The sequence below is a fragment of the Kitasatospora sp. NPDC057542 genome, assembly GCF_042801945.1.
Taxonomy (GTDB): domain Bacteria; phylum Actinomycetota; class Actinomycetes; order Streptomycetales; family Streptomycetaceae; genus Kitasatospora.
Genome location: NZ_JBHVFE010000199.1, coordinates 1 through 15,236, shown reverse-complemented (window position 1 = coordinate 15,236; position 15,236 = coordinate 1). Strand labels below are relative to the sequence as shown.

Sequence of the window (15,236 nt, the reverse complement as noted above, 5' to 3'; positions counted from 1 at the left end):
CGTACGAGGGGGTCTCAGGCAGGCTCGGGCGGCCACGGGCCGTGCGCGGCCACCTGGGCGCGCAGCCCGCGCAGCGCCCGGGCGGAGGCGATCCCCACCGCACCGGCGACCAGGCCGTCCCGGACGCAGACGGCGGCGAAGCGGTGCTCCTCCAGGCTTCCGTCGACCACGTCGAACCGCTCCGCGCCGCCGGGCCGGCCGAACACCTGCACCCGCAGCCCGTACTGGTCGGTCCACAGGTACGGGACCGGCCGGTAGGCCTGCCGGGCGCCGTCCGGTCCGGCCAGCAGGTTCCGGGCGGCGTGCACGGCCTGCTCGGTGGCGTTGGTGCGCTGTTCGAGGCGCCGGTGGCGGCCGGTGCGCGGGTCGGGCCAGGCGGCGGCGTCCCCGGCCGCCCAGACACCGGGGCCGGCGGCGCAGTAGGCGTCGCAGACCACGCCGTCGTCCAGCGGGACGCCGCTGCCGGCCAGCCACTCGGTGGCGGGCTCGGACCCGACGGCCATCAGCACGGCGTCGGCCGCCAGTTCGGAGCCGTCGGCCAGCCGGACGCCGGCGGTCCGGCCGCGCCGTTCGAGCAGCCCCGTGGCCAGGCCCCGGTGGAGCCGCACCCCGTGTTCGCGGTGCAGGCCGGCCAGCAACGCGGCCGTTTCGGTGCCCAGGACGGCGGCCAGCGGCGTGGCGGTGGAGGTCAGCCAGGTCACCTCGGCGCCGAGCCCGACGGCGGTGGCCGCCGCCTCGGCGCCGAGCAGTCCGCCGCCGACCACCAACAGCCTTAAGCCCGACCGTAGTTCATCGCGCAGGGCGAGGGCGTCGGCGAGGGTGCGCAGCACGTGTGCCCCGGGCCGCGGCGTCTCGGCGCCGGGGAGCCGGCGCGGGCGGACTCCGGTGGCCACGATGACGGCCTCGCAGCGCACCCGCCGACCGTCGGAGAGGTGGACGGTCCGCTCCCGGCGGTCGAGCCGCCCGGCCCGGACTCCCAGGCGAAGGTCGAGCCGGAGCTCGTCCAGCGCCTCGGGGCCGCGCAGGGCCAGGCGGTCGGCCTGCCACTCGCCGCCGAGCAGCTGCTTGGACAGCGGCGGCCGGTCGTACGGCGGATCCGGCTCGGCCCCGATCAGGGTGAGGCGGCCGTCGTAGCCGGACCGGCGCAGTGCCTCGGCGGCGTGCAGCCCGGCCGCGCCGGCGCCGACCACGGCCACGTCCCGCAGTGCGGTCACACCTGGTCCAGGCGGATCGCCGCGGCCGGGCAGACCGCGGCGGCGTCCTGGACGGCCCGGTGGAGCTCGGCGGGCGGTTCGGCGTCGAGCAGGACGACGATGCCGTCCTCGTCGCGCTGGTCGAACACGTCGGGGGCGGCGAGCACACAGTGCCCGGCGCCGCAGCACTTCTCCTGGTCGATCCGGACGAGCATGGTCTTCCTTTCGGAACACGTGCCCCGGCGGCCGTGAACTTCGGCACAGGGCAGGCGGACGGGTACGGTCGTGGCGGCTCGCGGTGGAGCCGGGTCACCAGGCGATCGGCAGCTCGTGGACGCCGTAGACGAGCATCTCGCCGCGGAAGCGGATCTCCTCGAACGGTACGGCCAGGCGCAGTTCGGGCAGCCGCCGCAGGATGCTGGTCAGCGCGATCTGCAGTTCCAGCCGGGCCAGCGGCTGCCCCAGGCACTGGTGGCTGCCGAAGCCGAAGGCCAGGTGCCGGCGCGCGTCGCGGGTCAGGTCGAGCTCGTCGCCGTCCGGGAACTCCTGCTCGTCCCGGTTGGCGGTGTTGACCATGCAGATGACGCCCTCGCCCGCCCGGATGCGGACGCCGCCCAGGTCGACGTCCTCGGTGGCCACCCGGGTGAGGCCGGAGTGCACGATGCTCAGGTAGCGCAGCAGCTCCTCGACCGCGCCGGGCACGGACTCGGGGTGCTTGCGCAGGTGGTCGAGCTGGTCGGGGTTGCGCAGCAGCGCGAGCACGGAGAGCGCGGTCATGTTCGCCGTGGTCTCGTGTCCGGCCACCAGCAGCAGCCGGCCCATCGCCCCGATCTCCTCGGTGCTCAGCTCGCCGCGCTCCACCAGACGGCTGAGGATGCCGTCGTCGGGGTGGGTGCGCTTGGCCTCGGTGAGCTCGACCAGGTAGTCGACCAGCTTGGCCTGGGCGGCGGTGACCTCCTCGGCGGTGGAGGCGCGGCGCAGCAGGACGCGGCTGCACTCCTGGAAGAAGTCGTGGTCCTGGTAGGGGACGCCGAGCAGCAGGCAGATGACCAGGGACGGCAGCGGCAGGGCGAACTCGCGGACCAGGTCGGCGCTGGAGCGTCCTTCGGTCATCCGGTCCAGCAGGTCGTCGGCGATCCGCTGGACCTCGGGGCGCAGCGCCTCGACCTTCCTGATCATGAACTCGCCGGTGAGCATCCGGCGGAAGCGGGCGTGCTCGGGGTCGTCCATCCGGATGAAGGTGGGCTGACCGGCGTTCAGCTGCCGGGCGCCCGCGCTGATGAACGGGAAGCCGGGCCGGGTGGAGTCGGAGCTGAAGCGGGCGTCGGAGAGGACCGCCTTGATGTCCTCGTGCCGGGTGACCAGCCAGCTGGTGGAGCCGTCCCACAGGGAGACACGGCTGACCGGCTCCTCCTGCCGGGCCTGCCCGTAGGCGGGCGGCGGGGCGAACGGGCAGGTGCCGCGGGCGGCGGGGTGGGCGAAGCGCGGGGTCTTCTCGGCGGTGGCCATCAGTGAATCCCCTTCTCGGAGTTGAAGCAGGCCTATTTACGTGCCCAAAGCAACTAACTGACCGTCACGCTAGCTCGCGTTCCGTGGTGACAGAAGGGGCGGATCGGGTGACAGTCGAATCTGTCCGAAATCCGGTCACGGCTTCCCGCCCCGGCCGCCGTCCGCACCGGATCGCTACAGTTCCCCCATGTCGGACGACGAAGACGCCGAAGACGGTCGGACCACCGCCTGCGAGCTGGACGGTCTGGAGGCCGTACTGGCCACGCTGGCCTACCTGCTGACGCGCTCACAGGAGCACGAACGCCGCACCGCCCGGGCCGGCATCACCGCCGCACGCTCGGACGTCTACCTCCTGCGCGCGCTCGCCGAGGGCGCGGGGGCCAGCCGGGTGAGCGACCTGGCCGACCGGCTGATGGTCAAGCCCTCCCACGTCACCCGGCAGATCGACCGCCTCCAGGGCCAGCGGCTGGTGGAACGCAGCCAGGACGCGCTGGACCGGCGGGCCCGCCAGGTGGCCATCACCGCCGACGGGCGGGAGCTGCTCGACCGCCTGAAACAGGCCAACATCGCCGGACTCGCGAGTGCGCTGGACGGCGTCCCCGAGCCGGACGTCACCGCCACCGTCAGCGTGCTGAGCCACCTGATCGACCGGTACGTGCACCGGGTACGCACCACCATGCTGTCCGAGGACGACCCGCTCCCGCACCGGTCGGACGGTGCCGACGGTGCCGCGAGGGCGAAGGCCCGGCTCAACACTGCCGCACACGACGGCGGTTGAGCCCCGGGAGCACCCGGGTACGTCCCCCGGCATGTCGGACGAGAAGAACCACGCCGTGGCCGGGGCGATCCTCCCGCTGGTCGGTGGCGCCGCCAACATCCGCTCGGTCGCCCACTGCATGACCCGGCTGCGGCTGGGCCTGGCGGACCGCTCCCTGGTCGACACCGAGGCGCTCCGGGCGCTACCGGCGGTCCTGGGCACGGTCGAGGACGACACCTACCAGATCGTGCTCGGGCCCGCTGCCGTCGCCGGGGTCACCGCGCAGCTGCGCCGCCTCCTGGAATCCCCCGGCGCACCGGCCGCAGCGGCGGGGGAGGACGGGGCGGACGGACGGGAAGGGGCGGGCGGTCGGGCCGAACCGCAGGCCGCCCCCACCGCCGGGGACCTCGCCGAGCGCGGCGACCGCATCCGGGCACAGGCCCGGGCGCGCAACGCGACCCCGGTGAAACTGGCACTGCGCCGGATCGCCGACATCTTCGTCCCGCTGATCCCCGCGCTGATCGGGTGCGGCATCGTCGCCGGCCTCTCCGGGGCCCTCGCCAACCTCGGCTGGGCCCCGGCCCTGGTCACCGCCCTGGGCCCGGTCTCCTCCGGGTTCATGTCCCTGATCGCCGTCTTCGTCGGCTACAACACGGCGAAGGAGTTCGGCGGCACACCCGTGCTCGGCGGGGCCGTGGCCAGTGTGATCGTCTATGCGGGGGTCGCCAAGGTGGAGGCGTTCGGCCACCACCTCACCCCGGGGCAGGGCGGTGTGGTCGGCGCGCTCCTCGCCGCGTTGCTGGCGGTCCACCTGGAGCGCTGGACCCGTCGGCTGCTGCCCGCCGCCCTGGACGTCCTGGTCACCCCCACGGTCACCGTCCTGCTCGGCGGGCTGGCCGCGCTGTTCGGCCTGATGTTCGTCGCCGGGGAGATCTCCACCGCCATCGGCCACGCCGCCACCTGGCTGCTCGCCCACGGCGGCCTGTTCGCCGGACTCGTGCTCGGCGGGCTCTTCCTGCCGCTGGTGATGCTCGGCCTGCACCAGGCGCTCATCCCGATCCACACCACCCTGATCCAGCAGCAGGGTTCCACCGTGCTGCTGCCGATCCTCGCCATGGCCGGCGCCGGGCAGGTCGGCTGCGCCGTGGCCGTCTACCTGAGGCTGCGCCACAACGCCTCCATCCGGGCCACCATCAGGTCCGCGCTCCCGGCCGGCCTGCTCGGTGTCGGCGAGCCGCTGGTCTACGGCGTCACCCTGCCGCTGGGGCGCCCCTTCGTCACCGCCTGCATCGGCGGCGCCGCCGGCGGTGCTTTCGTCGGAGTGGCCGGCCAGCTCGGCAGCGCCGTGGGCTCCACCGCCATCGGCCCCTCCGGCTGGGCCCTCTTCCCGCTCCTGGCCGGCCCACAGGGACTCCTCGCGAGCGCCGCCGTCTACGGTGGCGGGCTGCTGACCGGTTACCTCGCGGGTTTCCTGGCCACCTACTTCTTCGGCTTCACCCGCGAGACCCTCGCCGAGTACAACGCTCCCGCCGCCTCGGCCGGGAGCTCGGGGTAGCCGCGGGCCGCCGACAACGACGCGCTCGGCGCCGGCCCGCGGTCCGGGCCGGTCAGGTCGCCAGGAAGCGCTCCCGGTGCACCTGCTCGGGCGGCACCCCGCCCAGCGCGGCGGTGTGCAGGACGGCGTCGACCATGGGCGGCGGCCCGCAGACGTACAGGTCCGGTGCGGCGTCGCCGAGTTCGGGCAGGGCGGCGGCCAGCAGGTCCGCCGGGGTGCCGGTCGGCCCGGACCAGCCGGGGCCGGGTCTCCAGACGCAGACCTCGTACCGGAAGCCCGGCAACTCGGCGGCCGAAGCGGCGAGTTCGTCCAGTCCGAAGACGTCCTTCGGCTCGTTGACGCCGAGGAACAGCCGGGCGGGCTGCGGATCCTGCCACTCGGCCATCCGGCGGACCATCGCCAGCAGCGGGGCCAGGCCGGTGCCGCCGGCCACGAACAAGCGCGGGCGCAGGCCGGTCTCGTGCAGGCCGAAGGCGCCCTGCGGGCCGTGCACGGTGAGCCGGTCGCCCGGGCGGGCCCGGCCGGCGAGGTAGGAGGAGAAGTGCCCGCCCTCCCGCAGCCGGACGTAGAACTCCAGCCGGCCCTCCCAGTTGCCGGTGTTGGCGAGGGAGTACGCGCGCTTCGGCTCGCCGCCGGGAGCTCGGAGCTCCATGAACTGGCCCGGGTCGAACTGGCAGTCCGGGTCGTCGAGGCGCACCTCCAGCCGCACGGTGTCCGGCGTCACCGGGTCCACCGCGGTGACGGTGCCCTCGCGCACCGGGATGCCGCCGTACAGGATGCGCGACTGCTCGTACGGCAGCGCGGCCGTCAGCGGCCCGCAGGGGAAGGTGCGGCAGAGCAGCACCTCGCCGCGCTCGCGCTCGCCCGGTGGGAGGGCCTGCTCGCTGTGCGGGCCGAGTTCGTACGGTCCGTCGGTGACCGAGGCGTGGCAGGAGCCGCAGGTGCCCTGGCGGCAGGAGGCCGGCAGGGCGGCGCCGGCCTCCTCCGCGGCCTCCAGGACGCTGCGGCCGGGGGCGCAGGCGAACTCCAGCCGGCCGCCGTCGCTGGTGGTGAGGGCGACCGGGTGCGATCCGGCCGCGTCCACCACGTCGTCCGTGCTCACGACGCCGTCCGTTCGAGCGCGGCGGCCAGGTCGGCCGTCGGGTCGCCGGTCACCCGCAGGTCGAACCGCTTCACGAGCTCGTCGACCAGGGCGGGGGTCAGGAAGCCGGGCAGCGAGGGGCCGAGGTGGATGGTGCGGATGCCCAGTGCGAGCAGGGTGAGCAGCACCGCGACGGCCTTCTGCTCGGTCCAGGACAGCGCCAGGGTGAGCGGCAGGTCGTTGACCTCGCACTCGAAGGCGTCGGCCAGCGCGGTGGCGATCCGGATGGCGGAGTAGGTGTCGTTGCACTGGCCGAGGTCCAGCAGCCGGGGGAGGCCGGCGATCTCGCCGAAGTCGTGCCGGTTGAAGCGGTACTTGGCACAGCCGAGGGTGAGCACCACGCTGTCCCGGGGCGCGCCGAGGGCGAAGTCGGTGTAGTAGTCGCGTCCGGGGGTGGGGCCGTCGCAGCCGCCGATCAGGAAGAAGTGCCGGATGGCACCCTGCCGCACCGCGTCGACCACCTGGTCGGCGACCGCGAGCACGGCGTCCCGGCCGAAGCCGACGGTGACGGCCTCCTCCTCGGCCGCGGTCTCCGGGAACCCCGGCAGGGCCTGGGCGGCCTGGATCAGCGGGCGGAAGTCGTGGTCGGCGAGGTGCCGGACGCCGGGCCAGCCGACCGGTCCGGCCGTGAAGATCCGGCGGCGGTAGCTGACGTGCGGCTCGATGATGCAGTTGGAGGTCATCAGGATCGGGCCGGGGAAGGCCGCGAACTCCTGCTGCTGGTCCTGCCAGGCACCGCCGTAGTTGCCGACCAGGTGCGGGTGGGCCTTGAGCAGCGGGTAGGCGTGGGCGGGGAGCATCTCGCCGTGGGTGTAGACGTTGATGCCCAGGCCCCTGGTCTGCACCAGTACGGCTTCGAGGTCCCGCAGGTCGTGGCCGCTGACCAGGATCGCCTTTCCGGCGACGGGGGTGGTGCGTACGGAGGTGGGCTGCTGGGGGCCGTAGGTGCCGGTGTTGGCGGCGTCGAGCAGTTCGATCGCCGCGAGGTTCAGCCGGCCGAGGCCGACGGCGCGCTCCAGCAGCTCGGCCGCGTCGGTCGGCTCGCCGGCCAGGTAGGCGAAGGCCTCCTCGACGCCGCCGAGGACCTCGGCGCTGCGGCGGCCGAGCACGTCGGCGTGGTGGGCGTAGGCGCAGATGCCCTTGAGCGCGTAGAGGTGGAGCGAGCGGAGCCCGACCACCTCCGGCCCCACCAGGGCGAGCCCGGCGTCCACCCGGACGCCGGACGCCTGGCCCACCAGCGCGGCGGGGTCCGCCGCGGGCGCCCAGGCGGCCGGCCCGGTGAGCGTCTCCGGCTCCTGCCCGGCGGCGCGCGCGGCCCGCTCGTACCGGTCCCGGGCCCGGTTGCGGACGCCCACGGCCAGCTGGATCAGCGCGGCGAAGCGGGTGGGGTTGAAGTTGACGTTGGTGAGCGTGGTGAAGACCGCGTACAGGACGAAGGCCGCCGCCTCGTCGTCCGGGTCGCCGAGCGCCCGCGCCTTCGCGGCGTACTGCGAGATGCCCTTGACCGCGTGGATCAGCAGGTCCTGGAGGTCCGAAGTGGGGGAATCCTTGCCGCAGTTGCCGATCGGACCGGCGCAGCCGGGGGTGGCGCCGGTGCGGTCGGTCTGTTCGCACTGGAAGCAGAACATGCGGGTCCTCCGGGGACTCGTGGTGTCGTTCGGGCGAGGCGGCGGGACGGGCCTCGACGAGTCCAGGATGGGACCGCCGCTGACGGTGCATCAGGGCCGGAGGGCCCCAATCCGGGGCCGGGAGACCCAGCCGGCCCGCGCCCGTTGCGCCCGGTGCCGCCGCCGGGGCCCGTACGCCATCGGCCCCGGCCCGGCCCGGACAGCGCTCCGGACCGCCGGGGCCCTACGATGTCGCCATGAGTGGGAGCCTTCAGGTATCAGGTGCGCACCATGCGCAGGAGCACCGGGACGACGAGCGGCTGGAGGCCGCGGCCGGCATCCTGGCGCTGCTCGCGGACCGCACCCGGCTCGCCCTGCTCCAGCGCCTGAGCGCCGGTGAGGCCGACGTGACCACGCTCACCGAGGCGGCCGGAGCACCCCGGACGTCGGTCAGCCAGCACCTCGGCAAGCTCCGGCTGGCCGGCCTGGTCGCGACCCGCAAGGACGGCCGGCGCGTGGTGTACGCGCTGCGCCACGGGCACCTGCGCCGGCTGGTCGACGAGGCGCTGAGCGTCGCCGACCACCAGATCGGCGGGCTCCCGCCGCACGACTGACCCGACTCCTCCGGCCCGTGCCCTCCGGGGTACGGGCCTGCTTTCTTGTCAACATGTGCACGCATGTGCACATGTTGACCTATCCTGGCCGTGTCGTCCTGCCGCGCCCAGTCGAGCGGGGTCCTCCATGCTGTCCGTGCTGCGCAACCGCACCTTCCTGCACCTGTTCGCCGCCCAGATCGTCGCCCTGGTGGGCACCGGCCTCGCCACGGTGGCGCTCGGCCTCCTCGCGTACGACCTCGCCGGAGCGGACGCCGGATCGGTGCTCGGCACCGCGCTGGCGATCAAGATGCTCGCGTACGTCGGCATCGCCCCGGTGGTCACCGCGCTGGCCCACCGCATCCCGCGGCGGCGCCTGATGGCCGCCTCCGACCTCACCCGGGCCGCCGTTGCCCTCACCCTGCCCTTCGTCACCGAGGTGTGGCAGGTCTACGTCCTGATCTTCGTCCTGCAGTCCGCCTCGGCGGCCTTCACCCCGGCCTTCCAGTCGGTGATCCCCGAGGTGCTGCCCGAGGAGCGCGCCTACACCCGCGCCCTGTCGCTGTCCCGGCTCGCCTACGACACGGAGAGCCTGGTCAGTCCGGTGCTCGCGGCGGCGCTGCTGGCCCTGATCAGCTACCACTGGCTGTTCTGGGGCACCGCCGCCGGGTTCCTCGCCTCCGCCGCCCTGGTGGTCTCCGCGGTCCTGCCCACACCGATCCGGCCGGAGCGGGCGGAGGCTGACGGCGGCGTCCTCGCCAGGTCCGTCCGCGGCACCCGGCTGTTCCTCGCCGTGCCCCGGCTGCGCGCGATGCTCGCCCTGGACCTCGCGGCCGCCGCCGCCAGTGCCATGGTGATCGTCAACACCGTCGTCTACGTCCGCGACCAGCTCGGTCGCCCCGCCGCCGACGTGCCGGTCGCACTCGGCGCCTACGGGGCCGGGTCGATGGCCGTGGCGCTGCTGCTGCCCCGGGTGCTGGACCGGACACCGGACCGGAGCGTCATGCTCCCGGCGGCGTTCGGCATCGTCGGACTCTTCGCCCTGCTCGCCGCGGTCACGGCCGCCGGGGCGGGCGCATGGCGCTGGCCCGTACTGCTCACTGTCTGGACCGCCTTCGGCGCGGTCGGCTCGCTGATCCTCACCCCCACCGGCCGCGTCCTGCGCGACTCGGTGGCCGACGAGGACCTCCCCGCGGTCTTCGCTGCCCAGTTCTCCCTCTCCCACGGCTGCTGGCTGCTCACCTACCCCCTGGCCGGCTGGCTCGGCGCAACCCTGGGCCTCACCGAGGCCTCTGCCGCGCTCGGCGTCGTCACGTCGGCCTCCGCTGTGCTGGCCGCCCGCGCCTGGCGCCGGGTGCCCGCCGAGTCGGCGCCGGTACCGGTGGCGAGCGGGGGGCGGGGCGCCGCCGTTCCCGGCTGACCGGGCGGGCGCCGGTGCGCGGGTGCGGGCCCGCGCACACACTGGAAGACGGAACACCGGCCGACCCCGAGAAGGGGCGAACGTACCGTGGACGAGCACCACCACGCGCACGGGGGACGCGGCTCCTGCCGGTCCCGGCTGCGGCACGACCTCGCCCACCTCGTCACCCCGCACGGCCACGGGGCCATGGACAAGGTCGACAGCGCGATGGAGGCCTCCCGCGCGGGCATACGCACCCTGGGGCAGTCCCTCGTCGTGCTCGGCGTCACCACCGCCCTCCAGGCCGTGATCGTGGTCCTGTCCGGATCGGTCGCCCTGCTCGGCGACACCATCCACAACGCCGCCGACGCGCTCACCGCCGTTCCGCTCGGCCTCGCCCTCCTGCTCGGCCGACGCCCTGCCAACCGCCGCTACACCTACGGGTACGGGCGGGCCGAGGACCTCGCCGGCATCGCCATCGTCCTCACCATCGCCGCCTCCTCCGTGCTCACCGCCTACGAGGCCGTCGACCGCCTGGTGAGCCCCCGCGGAGTCGGCCACCTGTGGGCCGTCGCCCTGGCCGCCCTCGCGGGCTTCGCCGGCAACGAGTGGGTGGCCCGCCTGCGGATCGTCACCGGCCGGCGGATCGGCTCGGCGGCACTGGTCGCCGACGGCCTGCACGCCCGCACCGACGGCTTCACCTCGCTCGCCGTCCTGCTCGGCGCCGGCGGCGTCGCCCTCGGCTGGCAGGCCGCCGACCCGGTCGTCGGCCTGTTCATCACCGCCGCGATCCTGCTCGTGCTCAAGGACGCCGCCCGCGAGGTCTACCGGCGGCTCATGGACGCCGTCGACCCCGCCCAGATCGACGCCGCCGAACGCGCGCTGCGCCACGTCGAGGGCGTGCGCGGAGTCGGGGACGTCCGGATGCGCTGGATCGGCCACAGCCTGCGGGCCGAGGCCGACATCGTCGTCGACCCGCGGCTCACCGTCGTCCAGGCCCACGCCATCGCCGTCGCAGCCGAGCACAGCCTGATCCACGCCGTCCCCAGGCTCACCGCCGCCACCGTGCACACCGACCACAGCGCCGCCCCGGGAGCCGACGACCCGCACGCCGACCTCGCCCACCACCGGCGCGCGGCCCGCTGACCGCCCCGGCGTTCCGGGCCGCCGCGCGCCCGCCGGCCGCCGTGCACGTCCGGCCCTGCTCGAACCCCGGCAGCTCCCCATCGGAACGCGGTCGTCTCGGCGAGGTCCTCGGGATCGCCGGCGCCGCCCAGCGGCACATTCGGGGGGAGGCCGTTCGTGATGTCCGCTGCAGATCTCGGGGCGGGTGCGTCAATCGCCGGGTCCGCCAGAGTGCTCCTGAGGTGCCGGGGAGTGAATCTGAGCTATGCAGGACAAATCGGACGGATAGTCAGAACATCATCAGAACGCACTGCGCTCGCTCGGCATTCCCCTTCCCCGCCATCCCCTCGGCACGTGGGCGCAGGACCGAAAGGACGTTTGATGAAGCGCTGTCCGCCCCCACCTCCTCCCCGGGGACCGCGTCATGACGGATGCTCCGCCCGACGACCACCGGGCCGGGCGGTCAGCCTGGCGGTGGCCTTCGCCGCGGCCGTCGCGTCGCTCACCCTTCCGGCCCAGGCCGCCGCCCACGCCGCCGGTCGCACCACCACGCTCGCCGACCGGCCCGCCGCGGCACACCCGACGGACCGTCAGGGCACCGGGAAGGGAGCCGGGCAGAGCGGCGGGAAGGGCGGACGCCAGGTCCGGCAGCAGCCGGTGACGCTGGAGAAGACCGGCACCGACCTCGCCACCGGCAGCACGACCACCGCCGCGCAGGGCGACACCATCCGCTGGGTGGTCTCCGCCACCAACCCGGACAGCGCACCGGTCTCCACCACCATCACCGACGCGATCCAGGGCGGCCCGGGCAGCACCCCCCAGACCCAGGCCTACGTGCCCGGCTCGCTCCAGGTGCCGCCGGGCTTCGGCAAGCAGTGGTCCACCGACGGGGGCGCCACCTTCTCCACCACCGACCCGGGCGCGGCCACCAATGTCGTCCAGGCGAGCAACCCGAAGCTCTCCGCGCCCGCGACCGGCCAGTTGGTGCAGATCCCGCCGCCGCTCACCCCGGTCAACACCGCCACCGGCGGTGACGGCTTCATCCCCATCCTCTACACCGCCACGATCAACGGCGTCTCCACGCCCGAGGCCTGGAACATCTACCACCACGGGGCGGCGAGCCCGGCCAGTGTGGTCTGTACCGACCTGCTGACCAACGGCCCCTGTCCGACCCCGACCGGCGCGCCCGCCACCTGGCCGCAGCCGCTGAACTCCTCGATTCCCGACGGGACCACAGGGGACCTCGGCAGCACCCGCACCCCGACCTACGTGCAGTCCGGCTCCAAGCTGTACTACGCGGCCGTCAGCCGGACCGTCCCCCGGCTCATCGGCGTCGGCTGCATCGACCTCCAGGCCCAGGCCAGCTGTGGTTTCACCCCCCTCCAGGAGGGCGACGGCACGGTCATCGGCGGTGTGGTCGAGGCGCCGCCCGGCGGGCTGATCTACGCGGTCTCCGGCACCGGGGAGATCCTCTGCTACGACCGCACCACCAACGCGTCCTGCGGCACCTTCAACATCGGTCTGCCCCCCAACGAGGGCCAGGGCACCTTCCCCGGTGACTACGCCGGCACGATGACGGTCATCAACGGCAAGGTCTACGTCACCGACAACCAGCAGGCCCCGAAACCCTCGGTGATGTCCTGCTTCGACCCGTCGACCAACGCCGCCTGCACCGGCTGGTCCACCCCCAAGGTCGTGGTCACCCCCACCAGCAGCGGGCCCGCCCGGGTCGACAACGTCTTCGCGATGCACGACTCCTCGGGCGCGGCCACCGGCGTCTGCACCGTGGTCGGCGGCGTCTACCAGCAGGTCAACCCGGCGATGGGCACCCCCGTCTGCTTCGACTTCGCGGGCAACCCGATCGCGGCGCCCCCCGGCCTCCAGGCCCTGGTCAGCACCAACGTCGGCCCCGGTGAGGCCAACTACCACAACCCGCTGACCATCACCGCGTCCAACGGGCACCTGGAGACCGAGTTCCCGTTCTGGCTCTACCAGGGCAACACGCCGACCCTGAACAGCTCCGAGTTCTGCTACGACTGGACCATCCAGGGCCCGTGCACCCAGTACGGCACCAACGGCGTCGTCAACGGCCCGCCCAACGTGAACGGCGGCTACACCAGCCCGTACGGCTTCGCCTACGACGGCCAGTGCAAGTACAGCCTCGGCGACATCGGGTTCCTGTTCTCCCTCGACCCGATCACCGGCGCCTCGCCCTGCCTCAAGACCAGGGCCCAGAGCACCATCAACCCGGCGGCGTACTACTGCGACGGGGCGACCGGACACGTGAAGTCCTACGGAACCGTCAGCCTCGTCAGCATCGATCCGACGACCGTCAACTTCGACCAGTCCACGGTGACCGTGCTGGCGGCCGACGGCACCACCATCGGCACCTTCCCGTTCAACCCGGCCACCGGGACGGCGGACATCTCCTCGGTCCCGGTCGGTGACGCACCCATCCAGGTGATCGGCAACCTCGTCCTCGTCAACGGGTCGTCGTTCACCCCGCAGAACCAGCCGCTGATGCAGGTGACCTTCGTCGGCGACGCCCCGCAGATCTGCTTCGAGACCAAGGTGGCCACGGACTGCTCCGTCACCTCCGTCTCCGACCAGGCCTCGGCCGTCACCAACGGCGGCGCTCCCGTCACCTCCAACACCGTCACCTTCCGGGTGACCCCGGGCCCGGGGTGCACGCCGAAGCTGACGATCAACAAGGAGGTCTGCACCTCTGGCAACGCTGCCGACTGCGCTGACGGTGGTCCGGGTCCGTGGGCGAAGAGCGCCACGGTGACGTCGGGTGGCACGGCGTACTGGCGGATCACGGTGACCAACACCAGCACGGTTCCGGTCACGGGGATCACCTTGGCGGACAGTGTGTCGCCGTCGTGCGTGACGGCTGCGGGGACGTTCGACCTCGCGGCGGGTGCTTCGCGTCAGGTGTTCTGCAACCTGGCGAACGTCACCCAGCGCACGGTGAATGCGGTGACGGCGTCCTTCCCCGTTCCGGGTGGCCGGCCGATCACCACGCCGCCGTCGGAGGCGACGGTGGATGTGACTCCGCCAGTCGTTCCCTCGCTGAGCATCAACAAGGAGGTCTGCACCTCTGGCAACGCTGCCGACTGCGCTGACGGTGGTCCGGGTCCGTGGGCGAAGAGCGCCACGGTGACGTCGGGTGGCACGGCGTACTGGCGGATCACGGTGACCAACACCAGCACGGTTCCGGTCACGGGGATCACCTTGGCGGACAGTGTGTCGCCGTCGTGCGTGACGGCTGCGGGGACGTTCGACCTCGCGGCGGGTGCTTCGCGTCAGGTGTTCTGCAACCTGGCGAACGTCACCCAGCGCACGGTGAATGCGGTGACGGCGTCCTTCCCCGTTCCGGGTGGCCGGCCGATCACCACGCCCCCGTCCGAGGCCACCGTTGTGGTCAATCGGCCCGGTGTTCCCTCGCTGGACATCAACAAGGAGGTCTGCCAGTCCGACAAGTCCGGCAACTGCGGTCAGGGCGGTTCCGGTCCATGGGGCAAGGAGGTGACGCTGCACAAGGGCGGCGCCTCCGAGGAGCCCTGCGACCCCGACAAGTGCCAGGCGTTCTGGCGGATCACGGTGACCAACACCGGCACGACGGACATCAGCGGGATCACGCTGAACGATCCGCAGGAGGCCGCCTGCGTGGCGGCAGCCGGGACCTTCAAGCTGGCGGCTGGGCAGACCAAGACGTTCTACTGCTCCAGCCTGATCAGTAAGGACACCACCAACACGGTGACCGCGTCCTTCCCCGGCCCGGACGGAAAGCCGATCACCACACCGCCGTCGTCCGCGGTCGCCCGGTGCACGCCGCCGTGCGAGAAGGACAAGTGCCACGAGCACAAGCCCGGCCACGACGCTGGTCACGAGAACGGCAACGGCCATGGGCATGGCGCCGGCAACGGTAACGGTGGCGGTAACAGCCACGGGCCTGGCAACGGCCACGGGCATGGCAACGGTAACGGGCCTGGCAACGGCAACGGGCATAGCGCCGATAGCAGCAACGGGCACGGCAATGGCAACGGGCATAGCTCCGATAGCAGCAACGGCCACGGCAACGGCAGCGGGCCTGGCAACGGCAACAACAGCGGTGACGGGCACCAGCAGCCCGGCCGGCACCCCGATCACAGTGGTGGCGGGCTGCCGGACACCGGATCGACCGTGCTGCCGTACTCCCTGGTCGGTGGTGCCCTGGCGGCGCTCGGTGCTCTGCTGACCCTGTTCGTCAGGGTGCGCCGGCGCAGGATCCACCGGATGAGCGAGTGAGCCCGCTCTGACGGGTTCGGACAGTGAAGGGAAGTGAACAGCGGGTGGCCCGGGAACGGCTTCGTTC

11 protein-coding genes are annotated in these 15,236 nt (G+C 73.2%); 6 read left to right on the top strand and 5 right to left on the bottom strand.

Annotated elements, in window-relative coordinates:
• Positions 1–14 precede the first annotated feature (14 nt).
• The 3 genes from ACFU7Y_RS23880 to ACFU7Y_RS23870 form a co-directional block, all read right to left on the bottom strand.
• Complete coding sequence (locus tag ACFU7Y_RS23880) at positions 15–1,214, bottom strand: NAD(P)/FAD-dependent oxidoreductase (RefSeq protein ID WP_380769590.1); 1,200 nt, start codon at positions 1,212–1,214, stop codon at positions 15–17.
• Positions 1,211–1,408: a ferredoxin gene (locus tag ACFU7Y_RS23875; protein WP_224283594.1), complete on the bottom strand. Its 198-nt coding sequence runs from the start codon at positions 1,406–1,408 to the stop codon at positions 1,211–1,213. Before ACFU7Y_RS23875 ends, ACFU7Y_RS23880 begins: the two co-directional genes overlap by 4 nt.
• A 94-nt stretch (positions 1,409–1,502) precedes the next feature.
• A complete protein-coding gene (locus ACFU7Y_RS23870; RefSeq protein WP_224283593.1) occupies positions 1,503–2,702 on the bottom strand; it encodes a cytochrome P450 in 1,200 nt (399 codons plus the stop codon).
• 187 nt (positions 2,703–2,889) lie between these two features.
• Between ACFU7Y_RS23870 and ACFU7Y_RS23865 the strand changes: the two genes are divergently transcribed.
• Both ACFU7Y_RS23865 and ACFU7Y_RS23860 read left to right on the top strand, forming a co-directional pair.
• Positions 2,890–3,480, top strand: coding sequence for a MarR family winged helix-turn-helix transcriptional regulator (locus ACFU7Y_RS23865; RefSeq protein WP_224283592.1), 591 nt, complete (start codon positions 2,890–2,892; stop codon positions 3,478–3,480).
• Between the two features lie 31 nt (positions 3,481–3,511).
• Complete coding sequence (locus ACFU7Y_RS23860) at positions 3,512–5,014, top strand: PTS transporter subunit EIIC (protein ID WP_380769589.1); 1,503 nt, start codon at positions 3,512–3,514, stop codon at positions 5,012–5,014.
• 52 nt (positions 5,015–5,066) lie between these two features.
• Here ACFU7Y_RS23860 and ACFU7Y_RS23855 read toward each other — a convergent pair whose 3' ends face one another.
• Both ACFU7Y_RS23855 and hcp read right to left on the bottom strand, forming a co-directional pair.
• Positions 5,067–6,116 carry a 2Fe-2S iron-sulfur cluster binding domain-containing protein gene (locus tag ACFU7Y_RS23855; protein ID WP_224283590.1) on the bottom strand — a complete coding sequence of 350 codons (1,050 nt, stop codon included), beginning with the start codon at positions 6,114–6,116 and terminating at the stop codon, positions 5,067–5,069.
• Complete coding sequence (hcp, locus tag ACFU7Y_RS23850; protein ID WP_380769588.1) at positions 6,113–7,783, bottom strand: hydroxylamine reductase; 1,671 nt, start codon at positions 7,781–7,783, stop codon at positions 6,113–6,115. The genes ACFU7Y_RS23855 and hcp overlap by 4 nt, the downstream gene beginning before the upstream one ends.
• A gap of 236 nt (positions 7,784–8,019) precedes the next feature.
• On the opposite strand from hcp, the gene ACFU7Y_RS23845 reads away from it, so the two are divergent.
• The 4 genes from ACFU7Y_RS23845 (at position 8,020) to ACFU7Y_RS23830 (ending at position 15,169) form a co-directional block, all read left to right on the top strand.
• Entirely contained in the window at positions 8,020–8,376 is a 357-nt protein-coding gene (locus tag ACFU7Y_RS23845) for a metalloregulator ArsR/SmtB family transcription factor (RefSeq protein WP_224284872.1), read from the top strand.
• A gap of 127 nt (positions 8,377–8,503) precedes the next feature.
• Positions 8,504–9,775, top strand: coding sequence for an MFS transporter (locus ACFU7Y_RS23840; protein ID WP_224284873.1), 1,272 nt, complete (start codon positions 8,504–8,506; stop codon positions 9,773–9,775).
• Positions 9,776–9,862: 87 nt separating this feature from the next.
• Positions 9,863–10,900, top strand: a complete 1,038-nt coding sequence (locus tag ACFU7Y_RS23835) for a cation diffusion facilitator family transporter (RefSeq protein ID WP_224284874.1) — start codon at positions 9,863–9,865, stop codon at positions 10,898–10,900.
• A 453-nt stretch (positions 10,901–11,353) separates the two neighbouring features.
• Entirely contained in the window at positions 11,354–15,169 is a 3,816-nt protein-coding gene (locus tag ACFU7Y_RS23830) for a hypothetical protein (protein ID WP_224283799.1), read from the top strand.
• Positions 15,170–15,236 lie beyond the last annotated feature (67 nt).

Coding starts and splice junctions, on each gene's coding strand:
- ACFU7Y_RS23875 (WP_224283594.1), bottom strand. CDS start 1,408: ATGCTCGTCCGGATCGACCAGGAGAAGTGCTGCGGCGCCGGGCACTGT.
- hcp (WP_380769588.1), bottom strand. CDS start 7,783: ATGTTCTGCTTCCAGTGCGAACAGACCGACCGCACCGGCGCCACCCCC.
- ACFU7Y_RS23845 (WP_224284872.1), top strand. CDS start 8,020: ATGAGTGGGAGCCTTCAGGTATCAGGTGCGCACCATGCGCAGGAGCAC.
- ACFU7Y_RS23870 (WP_224283593.1), bottom strand. CDS start 2,702: ATGGCCACCGCCGAGAAGACCCCGCGCTTCGCCCACCCCGCCGCCCGC.
- ACFU7Y_RS23840 (WP_224284873.1), top strand. CDS start 8,504: ATGCTGTCCGTGCTGCGCAACCGCACCTTCCTGCACCTGTTCGCCGCC.
- ACFU7Y_RS23860 (WP_380769589.1), top strand. CDS start 3,512: ATGTCGGACGAGAAGAACCACGCCGTGGCCGGGGCGATCCTCCCGCTG.
- ACFU7Y_RS23865 (WP_224283592.1), top strand. CDS start 2,890: ATGTCGGACGACGAAGACGCCGAAGACGGTCGGACCACCGCCTGCGAG.